Genomic DNA, 18,536 nt, shown 5'->3' on the forward strand with positions numbered 1-18,536 from the left:
ATGAAAAATACTTTTAGATAAATCGTGTCTATAAATGTATAAAATATAGTTCAAAAGGCTACATATTTTTTGTTTTTTACGCCAATTGCTTCCTTTTAGATACCGAAATAGCTAGGTTTGTAAAATGAGAAATACTCTGATAATTACGGCCCTCTTATTTATTGCGGTTATTGCAGCATCGATATATTATTTTAGTGATGTTAACAAGGATCAAACGGATAGTGCTCGGGCTTTAAAATATCTTCCGGAGAACACCTTACTGATCACATCGATCCGCAATGATCAAATTACGGATAATATATTTAAAGACTTTGAAATATTTGATGCTATTTTAGGGTTTCAGGAGGCACAAACGAATACCCTTTTTAAGCAGTCTTTATTGCGCCATGATGCCTTAAAAAATTATGTCGACAACGCTGATATATATGTTTCTTTCCATCCGGAAGGAAAGACCATTTCTACCTTATTCACCGTGCCAACACAAGTATCGCTCAAAGAATCTGATCTTAGTACTGTACTAGCGGCGCTGGGTAGAGACGTAAAAATCGAAACTACGGACACTTTAAATACGAAACTGTATACCTTACATTTTGAGCAACAAAATAGCAGGCTCTATGCTGTATATTACCAAGATATTATATTTGCATCTACATCCAAACCTATACTAGCTACCATAGTCGACAAACATGCCGTTCATTTGCCTAAGGAACAGCTGGACTACTTTGCAAAAAATAGCTCCCGAAATACCCCGTTTAGTGTATTCTTCCCGCATCAGCAGTTTCCAGCTTTCGTGCAACAGTTCCAGGAACGCACAAAAGGCATATTTTTAGATCAATTTGCGGGGCTGAAAGGACAATCTGCGTGGAATATTAATTTCAAACAGGATGCTTTAATGCTTACCGGAGAAAGCGAAATTACGGAAACACAAGACAGTTATCTGGCTATTTTTAGTCGGCAGCGGAAAACTACACAGCAGTTGTACAACTACTTTCCGGCCAATACGGCGGTTTATATGGAGTATAGTTTCCGTGATAGCAAAACATTCCAACAGGATTTAAATACCCTATTCCAAAACCGGAAAGAAAGCGATAGGATAAATAATACTTGGAAAGAAATAGGTGATAGTGCTAAAACTGTGGAAAAATTAAACGCCAGCTGGGGCAGCAATTTCGCCTTAATTGAAACACAAGATCAAAACCATATGGGGTTTGTAGCAATCCAAGACTCCGCTGCCTGGGAGACTGTACGTAGCACAATCCTGGAAAATGTTGGCGACTCCATATACCGCTTTAAAAATAGCCAGCTGCTGTATGCGCAGTATGGCGACGCATTTAAAACTTTAAACCGCCCGTATGTTACCCAGGTGGCCAATGTGCTGGTTATTGCCAATAGCAGTTCTACGTTGCAAAGCTACCTTACTGACTGGCGTAAAAAGAGCCTTCTTGTGGGCACGCTGGGTTTTAAGAACTTTGAAAAGCTGCAAGGAAATGATGCTAATATAACGCTGTTTGTGCATAATAGAAATGCGCAGTACAAGATATTAAATTCCTTACCACAGGCATACCAAAAGAAGTTTAAGGATAAAGATAATTATGGTTACCAGGACTTCTACTCCTGGTCGGTACAACTTTCCGGAAACAACGGCAGCCTATCGTCGCAGATTTATGCGGTGTACAAAAGTAAAAGTGCCCTCGGGGGGACACCAGAATGGGTGTACCCTATGGAAAACAAAGCTATCACGAGGCCTTATGTCTTTGATCACTCCGACACTAGCCAGTTTATTCTTATCCAGGAGTTGGACCATACGGTACATGCGATATCCACAAGTGGAGAAAAGTTATGGTCCGCCGTATTTGCTGGTAGAGTAACCGGTGATATCCAGCAGCTTCCGGATCGCAGCCTTTTGTTGGTGACGGATAAAGCACAGTTATATCGATTTGATACGGATGGGAAAGCATTTAAAGGCTTCTCCGCTACTATTCCCGACGTACCTACGGCTACAGCAACAATAACGCAAATAAATGGTATATCCTGTATACTCGTTCCTACGGCAAAAAAAGTGTATGCCTTTGATATGGAAGGCCAGCGCCTTAAAGATTGGAAAACTGTTGAAGTCGATGGACGAATAAATGGCCCCGTACAGATTGCTGGTGAACACTTCGCCATTGGCACCACGTATGGCCGTGTATACCTGCTGGATCAAAGGGGAGAAAAGTATCGCGAGATCGACGTACCCGGTGATGTTGAATTTAATGGCCCTATAGGTTTTTGGGACAAAGGGAACAAGGAGTATCAATATTTTGCTACCGATGGTAAAAGCAACTTCTACCGCATTCCAGAACAGGAGCCAACGACTAAAATGCGCTTAGAAAATACGGCAACAGCATCCATATCGGCCTTTGAAAATCTGAATGGCAACTCTATGCCCGAGTTGGTACACCTCAGCAAGGGTGAATTACAGGTGTATGATATTGCCGATTCTTTGCACAGGTTGTTTACCTACAATTTCACCAAAGGTGTGGAAGATAGGCCACAGTTTTTCCCTAATGCCGGTAGCCCTACACCTTTTCTCGGTGTTGCTGTAAAAGCGAGTAATTTAATTTACCTCTTCCATATTGGCGACCAGATGCTGGTCGAAGGTTTTCCGCTCGAGGCACAACCGCTGTTTTATTATGGCAAGATCAGCCCCACCAGTGATAACTATCTATTGTGTATGCGTAGAGACCATAAACTCTATGCTTTCCGACATAAAAAATAATTTTTCGGACAAATGAATAATTTGTAGGTTTGTATTCTTGAAATATTTATGCTAAAAGGAAAAGATAATTTACAATTACTAACTAAACCTAGAAGAATTGTTATAACGACTCACCACAAACCAGATGGAGACGCGCTGGGATCTTCTTTAGGCCTTTATCATTGGCTGAAAAAGAAAAACCATCAGGTTTCTGTTGTTGTATCTTCGGATTTTCCAGACTTTTTAGACTGGATGCCGGGAAGAGGGTCGGTTATAATGTATCCGCAGAGCCCGGAGATGGCGTCAAAGCTGATAAATGAAGCCGAGATTATTTTCTGTTTAGACTATAGCGCTCTTTCACGTACCCATGCTTTGGAGCCTATAATTCGAGAAGCAGCAGGACAGAAATGGATGATAGACCATCACTTAGAGCCGGAAGATTTTGCAGATCTATCGTACTGGGACTCCAATGCTGCTGCTACAGCACAGTTGGTTTACCGCTTTTTGGAGGAGGAGTTACAGGGGAAAGCCGATATTGATGCGGATATTGCCACCTGTTTGTACACCGGTATTATGACCGATACAGGCTCTTTCCGCTTTCGATCGACAACGGCTGCTGTGCACCATATTATTGCAGAGCTACTGGATGCTGGCGCCCGTAACTGGGAGATTCATGAGCAGGTGTATAACAGTGCTACCGAACGAAGGCTTAACTTTTTAGGATATTGTTTATTAAACTGTTTAGAGGTTATACCTGCATACAATACCGCATTATTTTCGATAAGGAAAGAAGATTTAGCCAAGTTTAATGTAACGACAGGTGATACAGAGGGATTAGTAAACTATGCATTATCCATTAAAGGTATACGATTAGCGGCATTAATAGTCGACAGAACTGAATTAATTAAATTATCTTTGCGTTCCATCGGCGAAATCCCTTGTAATGAGATATGTAAAAAGTATTTCAATGGCGGAGGGCATCTCAATGCTTCTGGAGGTAGTGCAGCAGGGGATATTGCCACTGTCGTAAATACATTTAAATCAATTTTACCGGAATATAAAGAATTATTAACTAAGTAAATACGTATTATAATCAATAAAATGAAGAAATCAATTTTATTTTTATCTGCAGCTTTTACACTTTTAGCTGCTTCTTGCCAGAACTTTAAAAAAGGGGATGGTGGTTTAGAGTATAAAATCGTAAAAGACGAAGGTGCCGAAAAGGCGCAGACAGGAGACTTCCTTTCCGTAGATTTAACGATTAAATCCGACCGTAAAGACTCGTTATTAAACAGTACTTACGATTTAGGTTTACCTCAAATTGTTAACATTGCAGCGGATACACTTCCAGGAATGTACAAAGGCGATTACAACTCGATGTTCAAATTCTTAGGTGAAGGCGATAGCGCTGTATTCCGTTTGAACTTGGATACGATGGCTGCCATGACGCATCAGCCAAAACCTGAATTTGCAGATAAATATGTGACGTTTACCGTAAAAGTTAGAAAACACTTCAAAAAAGGTCAATTAACAGATTCAGCACTTTACACGCAAATAGATAACTATTTTAAAGGTGAATTAGAAGGATTGAAAAAAGCCGAAGAAGGTAAAATTTCATCTTACGTTTCTTCAAATAAACTAGAGCCTAAGAAAACAGCTTCTGGCTTACAATATGTAATTACTTCAGAAGGTAAAGGTGAAAAACCAGTTTTAGGGGATACTGTAGTTGTACAATATACTGGTAAATTAACAAATGGTACAGTCTTCGATACGTCGATTAAAGAGGTTGCAACAGCAAACAAAATGCCTATTGACCCGATGCGTACATTCGAGCCTATCCGTTTCAGCATTGGTAACCAACCGGTAATTCAAGGTTGGACAGAAGGTTTATTATTATTTGCTAAAGGTACAAAAGCAACATTAATTATTCCTTCGTCTTTAGCTTATGGCGACCGTCCGGCAGGAAATAAAATCCCTCCTTACGCACCATTAATCTTTGATGTAGAATTGGTTGACGTAATCAAAGGTAAACCTGTAACTGCACCAACAGCAGCACCAACAGTTGCTGAACCTGCAAACTAGGCAGATACCAAGATTTAAAAAAATTTTAAATATTAAAATTTAAACGCGATTCTTTTAAAAGAATCGCGTTTTTTTATACTAAATTAGGCTGCTTATTGATAAATTACTACTTTTGAGTGTTTAATAAACAACCATGTTACTACCATATACGCTTACGGATACCCATACACACATCTATTATTCGGTAAACACCGAAAAATTAAAACAGCAGATAGACCATTGTTTAGAAAAGCATATCACCCGATTATTTTTACCCAATGTCGACCGGGAATCCATTCCGCAGGTTATGGATACTGTTGCCGCCTACCCAGACAATTGCTTTCCGATGTTAGGTTTACACCCTTGCAGCGTAAAAGAGGATTATAAAAAAGAGTTGGCCTATATTGAAAACATGATTGGCCAACATAAAATTTACGCCATTGGTGAGATTGGTATTGACCTTTATTGGGACAAAAGTACATTGGCTTGGCAACAAGATGCTTTTAGAACCCAGATAGCGTGGGCCAAAGCACTGGGGTTACCGATTGACATCCATTGTAGGGAAGCCTTCGACGAGGTATTTGCCATACTTGAGGAGCTAAATGACGATAAGCTTTTTGGTATATTCCACTGCTTTACGGGAAATTTAGCACAAGCGCAACGTGCCATAGCCTTAGGTTTTAAGCTCGGTATCGGTGGCGTTGTTACCTACAAAAAGGCAGGCCTCGACCAGGTGGTTCAACAGATTGATTTGGAACATATTGTCTTAGAAACAGATGCGCCCTATTTAGCGCCTGTACCTTTTAGAGGAAAGGAAAATGAAACCTCTTACCTAGCCTATACGGCACAAAAAGTGGCCGACCTACATCAGGTAAGTCTGGAAACGCTGGCCACAATAACCACACAGAATTCAGTTAAAGTCTTTGGCATTTAAACGCATGAAAAATCTATTTATCATATATACAGGAGGCACAATAGGTATGGTTCAAGATGAAACGGGAACCTTCGTTCCCTTCGATTTTGATCTTATAAAAGCCAACCTTCCCGACCTCAGCCGCCTCGATTATAAAATTACCGTTCACTCTTTCGACCCTATTATAGATTCTTCGAATATGAACCCGGACATCTGGTTGCAGATGGCCGAACTTATACAGACAAACTATGCGCTGTATGATGGTTTTGTTATTCTTCACGGTTCCGACACCATGGCGTTTACAGCATCGATTTTAAGCTTCCTGCTGGAGGGCTTACAGAAGCCTGTAATTCTATCCGGATCACAGCTACCCATCGGTGAGATACGTACCGATGCTCGGGAAAATATGATGACGGCACTGGAAATTGCATCGGCAAAGCATAATGGTATGTCTATAATACAAGAGGTGTGCATACTATTCGACAATAAATTGTTCCGTGGCAATAGAGCCTTCAAATATAATTCTGCAAAATTTGAAGCCTTCCGTTCCCCGAATTACCCGGTGTTGGTGGAAGCTGGTATTCATTTAAAATATAACCTCGAGTCGCTACTTAACAATTCAGATAAAGATTTAGTGCTACATAACCGCATCGATAACCGCGTCGGCGTACTTAAACTATTCCCAGGAATACGTCCGGAGACTATAAAAGCAATATTAAATGCCGATGTACGCTCGATTGTTATGGAAACATTCGGTTCTGGCAATACTACAACCGATCAATGGTTCTTGGATTTATTAAAACAAGCCATAGACGGGGGAAAGAATATTGTTAATATTTCGCAATGTAAGGTTGGATCGGTAGAATTAGGGCGCTACGAAACCAGCCAGGGGCTAAAAGCTATCGGCGTACTGAATGGCTACGATATGACTTTTGAAGCTGCTGTAACCAAATTGATGTACCTTCAAGGGGAAACCGACGACCAAGCGAAGGTAGCTTTTTGGATTGAAAAAGATATTCGTGGAGAATTAACCGTAAACGATTAAAATTATCCACAAGAATAATACGGAGCGAACCTAAAGATAAAGGTTACGCTCCGTTTTTTATTTAGTGCATACTGTCACCCCTAATAGGAATACAGTCGTATAGGGTATATAACAACAAGTAACACTAAATAGAATGAAATCAAATACACTAACCATTGGGTTGACCATTTGCTTAGCCCTCTGTACCTTCTTTAGCGGAAAAGCACAGACAGAAACTACCGAAAAAGAAACTGTACTTCAAAAATTAACCTCCCCGTATGACAGCCGTATAAAAGAGCGTTCTGAATTATATTATGCAGAGCAGCGTAAAAAGGCAGGTTACGATACGATAGGTTTAGGCGCTTTTCGCAACGATATTGCACTTATAAAAACGGAACGTAAAGCGGCGTTAATACAATACGTTAAGCAGCACCCTAAATCGAGCAACAGCCTAGAAGCCTTAACCGATATTGTAGGACACCTACCCGATGATATCGTAGCGTACAACAAGTTGTATAAAGGGTTGAGCAAAAAGGTGCAGCAAAGTGATGCCGGCAAAAAGCTCGGTAATACAATCGCCAAATTTTTAACTGTGGCGCTTGGAGCAACGGCACCGGAATTTAGCAGTAATGACCCTGACGGCAACCCGGTATCCTTAAAATCATTCCGTGGTAAGTATCTGCTTATTGATTTCTGGGCAAGTTGGTGCGGACCATGTAGGGAAGAAAACCCGCATGTTGTAGCGGCCTATAATAAGTACAAAAGTAAAAACTTCGAAATTCTGGGTGTATCCTTAGACCAACAGAATGCAAAAAAAGCGTGGTTAGAGGCCATAGAAAAAGATGGTCTTACTTGGCCTCAAGTATCGGATTTACAATTTTGGAATAGTCCGGTTGCGGCCTTATATGCTGTACGTTCTATCCCGCAAAACTTTTTATTAGACCCTAACGGCGTAATAATCGCAGTAAACCTACGTGGGGATGCGCTTACCGAAACCTTAGAAAGGTTATTAAAATAATTTTATACCTAATTATTACCATATATCATGTTTAAATCAAAAAATACCTTATTCTTAAGCCTAAGTTTAGGTCTTGTTACAGGTCTAAGTGTAGGCCCTGTAAATGAGGCATTGGCACAAAAGAGCAACGGTAAGCCGACAAAAGAAAAACCGAAAACTGAAAAAAATGCAGCAAAAACTGAAGGTACTAAAGCAAAAACCGACAGTACGGCGGCTAAACCTGTTGCTGCAGGCGAGATAAAACCTTACAAGGATATTATCACCGCAAAAGCTAAGTCGCAGTTTGGTATGATCGGTGTGCATAAAATAGAACAAAAATTCTTTTTTGAAATTCCTGATTCTATCCTTGGCCGTGATATTTTAGTGGTAAACCGTGTTGCTGGCGCACCAGCAGGTTTACGTCCGCAGAAGCATGTGTACGGTGGCGACCAGATTGCCGAGAATGTCGTTACCTTTGAAAAAGGGCCCGACAACAAAGTATTTTTAAGACGACGTATTTTTGCAGAACGAGCACAAGATTCTAGTGAAAATGGCCTATTTAAATCCTTGGTAAAGTCCAATCTACAGCCCATTGTTGCTGCCTTTACCATTAAAGCATATGGTACAGATTCGCTGAGTAAAACGTCTGTCATAGAGGTTACCGACTTTTTAAATCAGGAGAACGAAATATTGTACTTCAACGAAGGTGCAAAAAAAGGACTTAATATTGGCGGGATACAGGCCGACAAATCCTATATCGACAAGGTACAGACATTCCCTATTAACGTAGAAATACAAAGTGTACGTACCTACTCGGTAAACGGATCTACGTCTACCCTTCCTATGACCTACGCCTTAAATAGTTCGTTAGTACTACTACCTAAAGAACCGATGAAAGCACGTTTAGCCGATGCGCGTGTAGGGTTCTTTGCTCGAGGCTTTGTAGACTTTGATAAAAATCCGCAAGGGGTAAAAAATGTGTATTACACTACACGCTGGCGTTTAGAGCCTAAAGCAGAGGATGAAGCCCGTTACCTTCGCGGCGAATTGGTAGAGCCTAAAAAGCCTATTGTGTATTATATAGACCCTGCAACACCAAAGAAATGGATCCCTTATTTAATTGCAGGGGTAAACGATTGGCAGGAAGCTTTTGAGGCTGCAGGTTTCAAAAATGCTATCCGCGCTGAGCTCGCACCAACAGACGATTCTACCTGGAATATTAACGATGCCCGCAATTCTGCTATTGTATACAAACCCTCTGCTATTCCAAATGCCAGCGGTCCACATGTTCACGACCCACGATCGGGCGAGATTATAGAATCGCATATTAACTGGTACCACAATATTATGTTGGTATTGCGCAATTGGTATATGATACAAGCAGGAGCCATAGACTCGAGAGCACGTAAGATGGTGCTCGACGATGATCTTATGGGAGAATTAATTCGATTTGTATCATCGCATGAGGTGGGCCATACGCTAGGGTTAATGCATAATTTTGGTTCCAGCTCTACGGTGCCAGTAGACTCGTTGCGTAGCCGAACATTTACCGATAAATACGGACATACCCCATCTATTATGGATTATGCTCGTTTCAATTATGTGGCACAGCCGGAGGATGGTATCAGCCAGAAAGGAATATTCCCTCGCATCGGCGACTATGATAAATGGGCGATTTCCTGGGGTTACCGTTGGTTGCCACAGTTTGAAAAGGCAGAGGATGAAACGCCATACCAGAACAAACTTATTATTGATAGCTTAACAGCGAACAAAAGATTGTTCTTCGGCGCCGAATTCGAATACTCAGATCCGCGATCACAGAGTGAAGACTTAGGGGATGATAATGCGAAGGCAAATACCTATGGTATTAAAAACTTACAGCGCATATTACCGAATTTATTAACATGGACACGCACAGCGAATGAGGGATATGAGGAAGCTGGAGAAATGTATAAAACATTATTGCAGCAGTATAAATTATACAACATGCAGGTGATGAAATCTGTAGGCGGCAAGTACCGTACCCTTAAGAGTGTAGAACAGCCTGGGCCAGTATTTGAGGATGTACCGTACGAAAAACAGAAACAAGCGATGAAATTCTTAAATGACCAGCTTTTTCAAACGCCAACCTGGTTGAAAAATGACACCTTAACGTCGCTAACTGGTGTGGATGCCGATGTGTATATCTTCGCAACACAGCATGCCGTATTGTTTAAATTCTTAGGTTCAGGAATGATTTCTACGATGATAGACAATACAAATAAGGCAAAGAAAAAAGAGAAGCTTTATGGTATAAACGAATATCTTTCGGATCTACGTAGTGCCATATGGGCCGAATTATACAACAGCCAGGATATCACAGCCTCGCGCAGGTCTTTACAGAAAATATATATTAACCAGACGTTTCGCAACTTTGTTATGACCACTGAAATTGTGGGCGTAAATAATGGCAACGGAACAATAATGTACCTAAATCCAGAACCTACACACTCGGATGCTTCCAGTTTAATGCGCCAGCATTTAGTCGATCTAAGTAAGGATATTAAGAAAGCTATTCCGCGTAAAAAGGGATTGGCTAAGGCTCACCTTATCGATATCGCCATGCGCATAGATGAACAGTTGAAAAAAGGCTTAGTAAAAGTGGGACAATAAAACAGAAAATAAGAATTTATTTATAGTGTTTGTTTAGTTAAGTAAGGGGGCTGTCGATAAAAAGACAGTTTCCCTTTTTTTATGGCTAAAAAAATAACAAAGACCGCCCTTCTTCCGGCGTTTACGATTTTAATTTAATAGCAGCACCATTAAGCCTGCAAGCAATACAGCGAGCGTAATACCATCGGTATATTCACTAGCCAGCAACTGCCGAAGTTTTTCGTATGCTCTTTTTTTTATGGTTTTAACGGTATTGATGGAAATCTGCAGCTCCTGCGCTATCTCATCGTTTGACAAGCCCTCCATACTCAGCTCGATTATCCTTTTACTTTGCGGACTTAACGTTGCCAGCGCTACTTTTACGGTGTGTACCGTTTCGGTGTAGATTATATTTTTTATAAAATCGTTATCCTCAACAGGTATATCCACCAAAGATTCCGCGTATTGGTTACGCACTTTCTGATGTTTTAAGAAATCCAGAGAAAGGTTTTTGGCAACGATATAGGTATACGATTTAGCATGTAGCTGACTTTGGAAATCGGCACGCTTTTCATACACCCGTAGAAAGGTATCCTGGGCAAGATCTTTAGCAACCATATCGTCGGAGATATAACGTCGGATAAAATGGTAGATAGGCTCGAACGATTTTTCAAAAAAATCTCCGAAATCATGCATATCAGATATCGTATCCTTAACCATTACCCCTAATTCACTCAATAGATGCCAAAAAAAAAGGCGTTTTTATAAATTAATTGTAAAAGTAATTAAAATTTATTAATTTTTTAATATTATAGATAGGGGCTGTTCATAAAAACAGCCCCCAATAGAAGAAATTAAATTTTATAATTAAAAAACACGGCTACCAAGTCCATTTTCAATATAATTTATTGTAGATACCCGACCGGTACCCTCGAAATCTGGCGCTGATTTAGGAATCAGTCCGCCAATAGAATTTAAACTATAAAGATATACCTTATATTTACCATCCTTAAAGGTAGCAATAGCGATATAATTTAGCTTATTTACCACACCTCTAACAGGGACAGGATACTTAATATGCTGAATGCGCGTTACCTTTTCACCTTCCGGGAAGGATACCTGTAACGAAGAACTTAAAGACGCAAAATCAAAAATAAACACCTGGTTTCCTTTGGAGTAATACAGCAAGTCGCTATCATAATTACCACCCAACTGTTCGGCCTGTAAAACAGGGTTCTCAGCCGGAATTTCCGCTTCCAACGTCACCAACTTACTTCCAGGAATAAAGAAATTACCCACAGAAGCATCAATACGAATCAACCGCCCCGTTCCTGTGGTAGGATTTTTGAAAATCATAGCGCCCGTATTCCGTAATTCCGGAGCCCCCTCGATCCACATCAAATCAGAAGCGGTATTCATCATGGCACTACCATTGGCAATAAACCGGGTTAAGGAACCGCCACTAACATAAAGTAATGATTTACTTTTTATATCGAACACCAGCTCATACGAGGTGACACCAATTTTATCACTTAACACATAATCATTGGGTGGCGTATTTGCAAACAAGCCCCCTTTATTTAAAACATAAAATTTGCTGTCATTAATCAGCCCCACAGTTCCAGCAGGCGTTGTGGTTATATTCTGCGGTTTTTTTACCGACGGTTTTGTAAAAAACAGATTATCATAAGTATACAAACGTTGCCCATTTTCTAACCTAAACATCGCAATATCTTGATCAGAAAGAACGGCTAAAGCACCAAATCTATCCACAGAATTTAGCGACGTACGCATATCAGGAATAAATATAGACTTCACAGCCTTCCCTGTTAAGCTTGTATAACCATGGTATTGCATCCAATTTTCAATTTTACCATCCGGATGGAAGAAGTCATAATCCGTTTGATTGTTATGATCTTTTAAGATATACCAACCATTCATATTTAAGGTATTAACGACCAAATTATAGCGGTTCATTTGGGTAACCCCCGTTTTTTTATGGATAATGTTAAATACTAAAATATAATCAGCTGCTTTTTTATTAACAAGAATAGATAAGTCTTTCGTGCTGGCTAAAGTATCCGGTTTCGCCACCGTACCTGCGTTCACAGTAAATGTCTTATCATACAAAAGCCACATAAAACTATAATCCGCCTCATGGGTTATATTTTCAAGAACAGGTTTTATGTTTAAGGAATCTACCTTCGTAATAACCGTGTAATTGTTCTGTATTCCCGACACTTCAATTTCGGGAAGTACATTTGTTGCCGCGACACTATCATCCTTATAACACGATTGTAAGATAAAGGCGGTGGCAATACATAAAGAATATATACTTTTTAAATATTTCATAGTATGCTATATATAATTAAAATGTAACCAAAGGCGAAGTACCCCCCCCCTCACGCAACGGTGCTTTACCGGAGGCTATATTAACAGGGTCGGCATTATATTTTTGTAGCGCCTCTCTCAGGTAGTTCCTATAATGAGTAACACCCCCAATAGCTACTACAGCCGTATACCATTCTTCATCAATAGGTGCACCTATAGTTTCATACATAAACTGATGCTTCGCAGGGCTATATTTTCCAAATGCAAAAAAGGCTGGCGCAACAGAAGTATCAAAACGCCAAGAGTAAAAACGTTCAAAACGATCGGAAACAATTAATGTGCGGGCGATATTTTTGGTTTCCCCGAAAACAAACTCCGCATTCTCCTTAACCATTAATCGTAACCGGTAGCTACTTTCTTTTAAGCTCGGATCGCGCAATACCACTACCGGCATCTTCGCCTCCACCTGATTAGCCTTCATAACATAATAAGGCTTTAATGCAGGGTCGTCCAATGCTACATAATGTACACCCGCAACCGCAGGATTACTTACGGGGATATGCAACGTATCAATAATCTTCTTGGTATCCTCGTCAATACGTATCGAGTCTCTAAACTCCGGGGTTTGCGTAAGCACAATCGGACGATCGTAGTTTTTAATACCACCAATGGTACGTACAGCAAGCCAAACGGTGTCTACCACACGTGCTTCAGGCTCATAAATAAAAGTATAAGATAGTGCCGCAGAATCTATAAACTGTATTTTCGGCATTCCTGAAAAGGTAATTATCTCCTCTTTTTTACACGCATTAAACACGAGTGAACATACAGCAAAAAAGGATATATATAAAATTGTTGTCTTCATAAGATTTAGGTTACAATTTATTATAATCAATTTCTCTATCCGGTTTCGGAAGAATATATTTTTTCTCCGATCCAATAAAATAGGTATACGTATACTGCGCTGGAGAAGCCGCCATATTCAAGCGTTTGTAGTTAAAAAATGCTTTCCCCTCTGCATAAAACTCCCGTACAACCTCACGTATAAGTTTTGTTCTACGGTCATTTTCCCAGTTGCTTGCATTAAAGCCAGTACTCGCAAAAGGTATTCCCTTGGCATCGCAGTAAATTCGGTAATATTGGTCAGCCTCAGCCTTAGATGTTGCAAACTCAGTCAGTATAAAATACATCTCACTCAAGCGAATGATAGGAATACGGTTAATCGGGGTTTCCAAATTAAGCATATTTTGAAAATACTTCCTATAGTACACGTAATTCTCAGACCCTACTTTAGTTTTTCCAACCCACATTTCCTTATAGCGGATATCCGAAGTACGTTCGGCAGCAGGAAATAACATCGACAGGTACACAAAGTCTGTCCCCGATTTGCTATCCGCTCTAAAGTAATTTCCATTTTCACCAAATTTCGCCTCTCCACCATCGTTCAATTCATTGTAAGCAGCGAAAATAATTTCTGGCGTCATCACATAATTCTGCGTAGCACGATCCGCTTCAGTACCCAAACGGAAATGCTTCTGCCCATCAACCTGCCCATCCAGAACAAGCTTAGCATACTTCACCGCATCCTGCGCATACTGTGGGTTGCCCGCTGCCAGCCATTGGAAAACACGCGCCTTAAGTGCTAGAATAGCGTAATAGTTGATACGTGTCTCGCGGTACTTAAAAAAGTCATCCAGATTTTTATCATTTGCCAATTGCTGTAGCGTATACTTTTGCAAGGGGTCAGCCTTAGCCAATAAGGCTTCAGCCTCATTTAAATCCGCAAGAACTTCCTGCATAAATTCCTGGAAAGTTAATCCAGGACCAATATTTTTGCTAATAACTTTAACATAAGGGAGCCATTTTTTATCACCAGGATTTGTGGGTACAGGGCCAAATAAGCGTATCGCATCAAAATGAGCTAATGCACGTAAGCCCAAAGCTTCGCCTTTAATTATTTCGTAGATATTTTTTTCAAAAATCCCCTGCTTAGCATCGATATTTGCAAGAATACCATTCACATCCAACACCAATTTATATTGATGTCCAAAAACATTATCGATTTTACCCCGAACACCAAGGTCATTATAATTGCCATTTCGAAGTGCAGTGTTGGTCAAATCCGATTGATTGGAAGTGACATCCCAGTTTAGGGCCAAGTATTCTATAAAACCATAACTTAAACTTTCCCCGTAAAGATTAGTCGAGTTTAAACGCACATACGCACCAATCAAAGCATCCTTAAAACCCTGCTGTGTGTTGAAAATAATACCCTCTGTTGTTTGGCCTTGCGGTTGTACTTCCAACCACTTGCTACAGCCTGAAAACAACAGCCCTATTCCGATAAATACTATTATTACTAATTTTTTCATTTCAATAACTCTTAAAACATGACAGAAAGGTTCAACGACACTTGACGCGAGAACGGATAACCCGTACCCCGCTCCTGCGGAACGCTAGAAAGGTAAAACAACTCCCCAGTACTTGCTCCAATAGAAAGTGTACGTATACGCGCATTTTTTAACCAAGCCTGGTTAACGAAATTGTAGTTGGCGTTAACATTTTGCAAGAAGAAGGCCGATTCGTTTTGAACAAATCTCGTTGTTGCCAGAGAATAACCATCCTCATTCAAGCCCTTAAATTTGGCCACATCACCCGGTTTTTGCCAGCGATCCGTAAACACCCTACTATCGACATTAAAAAATTTATTAGCTCTTTCAACTTTGTCTAAGAGCGTGGCATTGTACAACTGCCCGCCAAAGCGAAAACCAAAGGAAGCATTTAATGTAAAATCTTTATACCGCACCAAAGTGCTAAAGTTTCCACGGTATTTAGGCTGGTTCATCCCTACAGCTACCTGGTCAGTAAGTAAACCATTATACGTTATTTTTCCGTCCTTACCTAAAAATAGTTCTTTACCATTACTTGGATCGATACCTAAAGAACGCACCGCATAAATGGTATTTTGTGATGCCCCCTCCACAAGTACGCGCGGAGGATTACCCGATTTCGCTACATCGCTGGAAAACTGTCTTTCATTGGCCTCTTTCATAGCTTGCGATAGCTTGGTGATACGATCTTGATTATGCGCTACATTCGCTGTAATAGACCAGCCCCATTTTCTATTCGAGGTCGGGATAATTTTAAAACTCGAGCTCAACTCAAACCCCTGCTCCCTTAAACTGCCGACATTTTCTGTATAATCGGTAAAACCATTAGAGAAAGGCAATTCCAGTGAAGACAACAAATTCGTTGTTATTTTGCGGTATACATCTGCGCGGATACTAAAACGTGAATTAAACAATTCAATATCTGTTCCCAGGTTATACTGATCTGTAGACTGCCATTTCAGGTCAGGGTTACCCAGTTTCGATTGGTAGGCACCAATCCAAGGGCCATAACGCTGGTCAAAATAATAGTTAAAAATAGACTGCGACTGGTAAGCAGAAAACTGTGTTGTACCTGTCATACCATAAGATGCTCTAATTTTGAAATTGTTTACAAAGGATAAATTATCCCGTATAAACCGCTCCTTATGCACATTCCATGCCGTACCTATAGACCAGAAAGGGGCAAATTTACGGTTAGAACCAAACTGCGAAGCCCCATCCAAGCGATACGAGAGATCTAAAATATAGGTGTTCGATAAAGAATAATTCAATGTCGACACTAAACCCACACGTCGCAATGTTTCTTCGTTTCCTTGGGGTTTATCATTTCGCTTATAGCGGTAAGCTAGCGGTAAAAAATCTACATTATTACCCGGAAATCCCTCCGCTAAGAAACTAAAACCACGCGCGTTTCTTTCCGAAACATCGACATTAACACCAATATACAAACTATGCTTTTGTGCAAAAGTTCTGAAATAATTCGTTGTAAAATTACCGGTATAGGAGAATGTTTTTCCAGAATCAAATTTATAACTTCCTTTATAAAAGACCTCCGATGGGGTATAGTCATTGAAAGAAGAATGGTCGGCAGGTTTAAAATTATCCCTATCCGAATTCTCGGTGATAATACCAATACCACCACGCATAACCAATCCCTGAAGCGGGCGCCATTCCAGCTGTAAGTTATTGGTTATATTCGTTAAGCTACTGTTATCGTAAACATTTAACGTCGCATCATACAGTGGGTTTGGAATAGGCTTTTGGATCCCATTTTGATCCCAATATACCGCGGCAAAAGGTTCGAAAACACGTGCTATATTTCCCTTGCTATCATAAGGCGACCAATACGGATTTAACTTCGCATAATCCGAGAAGGAACCATAGGGAGACTCAAAAGTTTTGGTATTACCAATAATAGTGTTATTGCGGAAAGTAAACTTTTGATAGTCGTAAGAAATATTAATAGATCCGTTAAACGTTTTACGGTCCGACCCTTTCATTACCCCCTGCACATCATTGTATGAGGCACCTATACTATACCTAAAAGAATTATCGCCACCTTCGACACGTAGGTTATGGTTTTGATCCATACCTAAGCGTAAGGGCTTGGCCAACCAGTTGGTATTGATGCCCGCATCTACTAATTTGTAGACCTGATTATAATAGTCTAACATTTGAAGGTTATGCTCCGGGGATTTGGTGCTATTTTGGTAATAACCAGAAAGCCTTTCAAGCTCCAATTTATCCTTAGCATTTAATAAGTTATAACTACTTAAATCGGGAACATTGACATTTAAAGCGGCTCTATAATAGACCGATAGTTTGCCTGCTGCCGGCGTTTTCGTTTTAATCACAACAACCCCATTAGCACCACGCGAGCCATATAGAGCTGTTGCCGAACCATCTTTTAACAAGGTAATGCTTTCCACCTCATTCACATCCAGGTCCATCATACGGCGTATGGTCGTTTCAAAACCATCAATCACCACGAGCGGCATATTTAAATTGGACGATGTAGCATCCTGCAACTGGTTAATATTAGGTAGAGAGCTTGTACCACGAAGTTGGATATCAGGAATAACATTAGGGTCAGAACCTTTAAGGTTATTAGGCACCACATAAAATGCAGGGTCAATATTTCCTAAGGTTACAAAGAGGTTTCTACCCTGAAATTGCTTCAACTCTAAAGCAGATATCTCCTTGGCAGCACCGGTATACGTTTCTTTCGCTTTATTAAAGATCCCCGTAACAACGATATCATCCAATTCTTCCACCACATCCTCCATCGCCACCTGGAACTGACTTTTATCGCCTACAGCAAGCTTTACAGGTTTCTTTCCGACAATGGAAAACTGCAAGCTGGTGTTGCTGCTATTTTGCGGATAGGTAATAGAAAAAGCGCCATTCTGATCGGTTGCTGCTACAATAGTTGCCATATTATTCCCCATCATGGTAACCGTAACCCCAGCAATGGGCGTATTCTTTTCACTGCCCCTAACCGTTCCTGTCAGCTTTTTGGAGCCCTGTATCACCACCGTAGTCGTGATGTTCGCTTTGGCGCGGATAATTACCGTATTACCCTCGACCACATAAGTAAGGTTAGAACCTTCTAAACAAGCATCCATAACCTGATTTATGCTTGCCCCTTTGAGTTGAATATCAACATTTTTAAGCCCTTTAATTGCCGAGCTTTCATAGACAAAGCGATAATTGCTGGTACTTTTCACCTGCTGTAAAATCTCCTCGACAGGCGCATTCTTACGGCTGATATCGATATTCTTTTGAGCAACAGCGATAGAAAGCCCGCAAATAACGGTAAAGAAAAATACCAATGCAGCAGGTCTGCATTGCGTACGGACACCAGCAGATAGCAGGAACCTTAAAAATCTAAAGAACTTAGATTTTAAAACATGTACATTCATAGTTTTTGTTAATTTGTTTTGGTTATTAGT

The 18,536-nt window shown here is 40.4% G+C and carries 12 protein-coding genes; 7 read left to right on the plus strand and 5 right to left on the minus strand.

The window, feature by feature from the left end:
- Nucleotides 1–124: 124 nt before the first annotated feature.
- The 7 genes from ACL9RF_RS07540 to ACL9RF_RS07570 all read left to right on the plus strand — a co-directional run bounded on the left by ACL9RF_RS07540 (nt 125) and on the right by ACL9RF_RS07570 (nt 10,384).
- Nucleotides 125–2,758: a hypothetical protein gene (locus ACL9RF_RS07540; RefSeq protein ID WP_422800008.1), complete on the plus strand. Its 2,634-nt coding sequence runs from the start codon at nt 125–127 to the stop codon at nt 2,756–2,758.
- 48 nt (nt 2,759–2,806) lie between these two features.
- Complete coding sequence (locus ACL9RF_RS07545) at nt 2,807–3,817, plus strand: DHH family phosphoesterase (protein ID WP_422800009.1); 1,011 nt, start codon at nt 2,807–2,809, stop codon at nt 3,815–3,817.
- A gap of 21 nt (nt 3,818–3,838) precedes the next feature.
- Nucleotides 3,839–4,819, plus strand: coding sequence for an FKBP-type peptidyl-prolyl cis-trans isomerase (locus tag ACL9RF_RS07550; protein ID WP_422800010.1), 981 nt, complete (start codon nt 3,839–3,841; stop codon nt 4,817–4,819).
- 133 nt (nt 4,820–4,952) lie between these two features.
- Entirely contained in the window at nt 4,953–5,732 is a 780-nt protein-coding gene (locus ACL9RF_RS07555; RefSeq protein ID WP_422800011.1) for a TatD family hydrolase, read from the plus strand.
- Nucleotides 5,733–5,736: 4 nt separating this feature from the next.
- Nucleotides 5,737–6,756 (plus strand): asparaginase, encoded by a 1,020-nt coding sequence (locus ACL9RF_RS07560; RefSeq protein ID WP_422800012.1) that lies wholly within the window; start codon nt 5,737–5,739, stop codon nt 6,754–6,756.
- Between the two features lie 133 nt (nt 6,757–6,889).
- A complete protein-coding gene (locus tag ACL9RF_RS07565) occupies nt 6,890–7,753 on the plus strand; it encodes a peroxiredoxin family protein (protein WP_422800013.1) in 864 nt (287 codons plus the stop codon).
- 27 nt (nt 7,754–7,780) lie between these two features.
- Nucleotides 7,781–10,384 carry a zinc-dependent metalloprotease gene (locus tag ACL9RF_RS07570; RefSeq protein WP_422800014.1) on the plus strand — a complete coding sequence of 868 codons (2,604 nt, stop codon included), beginning with the start codon at nt 7,781–7,783 and terminating at the stop codon, nt 10,382–10,384.
- 129 nt (nt 10,385–10,513) lie between these two features.
- Here ACL9RF_RS07570 and ACL9RF_RS07575 read toward each other — a convergent pair whose 3' ends face one another.
- From ACL9RF_RS07575 to ACL9RF_RS07595, 5 genes are all read right to left on the minus strand, one after another.
- The gene (locus ACL9RF_RS07575) at nt 10,514–11,101 is read right to left on the minus strand and encodes an RNA polymerase sigma factor (RefSeq protein ID WP_422800015.1); all 588 of its coding nucleotides are present in this window, start codon (nt 11,099–11,101) and stop codon (nt 10,514–10,516) included.
- 129 nt (nt 11,102–11,230) lie between these two features.
- The gene (locus ACL9RF_RS07580; RefSeq protein WP_422800016.1) at nt 11,231–12,715 is read right to left on the minus strand and encodes a PKD-like family lipoprotein; all 1,485 of its coding nucleotides are present in this window, start codon (nt 12,713–12,715) and stop codon (nt 11,231–11,233) included.
- Nucleotides 12,716–12,731: 16 nt separating this feature from the next.
- Entirely contained in the window at nt 12,732–13,559 is an 828-nt protein-coding gene (locus tag ACL9RF_RS07585) for a DUF4843 domain-containing protein (RefSeq protein WP_422800017.1), read from the minus strand.
- Between the two features lie 10 nt (nt 13,560–13,569).
- Nucleotides 13,570–15,066 (minus strand): RagB/SusD family nutrient uptake outer membrane protein, encoded by a 1,497-nt coding sequence (locus tag ACL9RF_RS07590; protein ID WP_422800018.1) that lies wholly within the window; start codon nt 15,064–15,066, stop codon nt 13,570–13,572.
- An 11-nt stretch (nt 15,067–15,077) separates the two neighbouring features.
- The gene (locus ACL9RF_RS07595) at nt 15,078–18,506 is read right to left on the minus strand and encodes a SusC/RagA family TonB-linked outer membrane protein (protein WP_422800019.1); all 3,429 of its coding nucleotides are present in this window, start codon (nt 18,504–18,506) and stop codon (nt 15,078–15,080) included.
- Nucleotides 18,507–18,536 lie beyond the last annotated feature (30 nt).

This window comes from Sphingobacterium sp. Mn56C (assembly GCF_049319645.1).
In the GTDB taxonomy this organism is placed as follows: domain Bacteria; phylum Bacteroidota; class Bacteroidia; order Sphingobacteriales; family Sphingobacteriaceae; genus Sphingobacterium.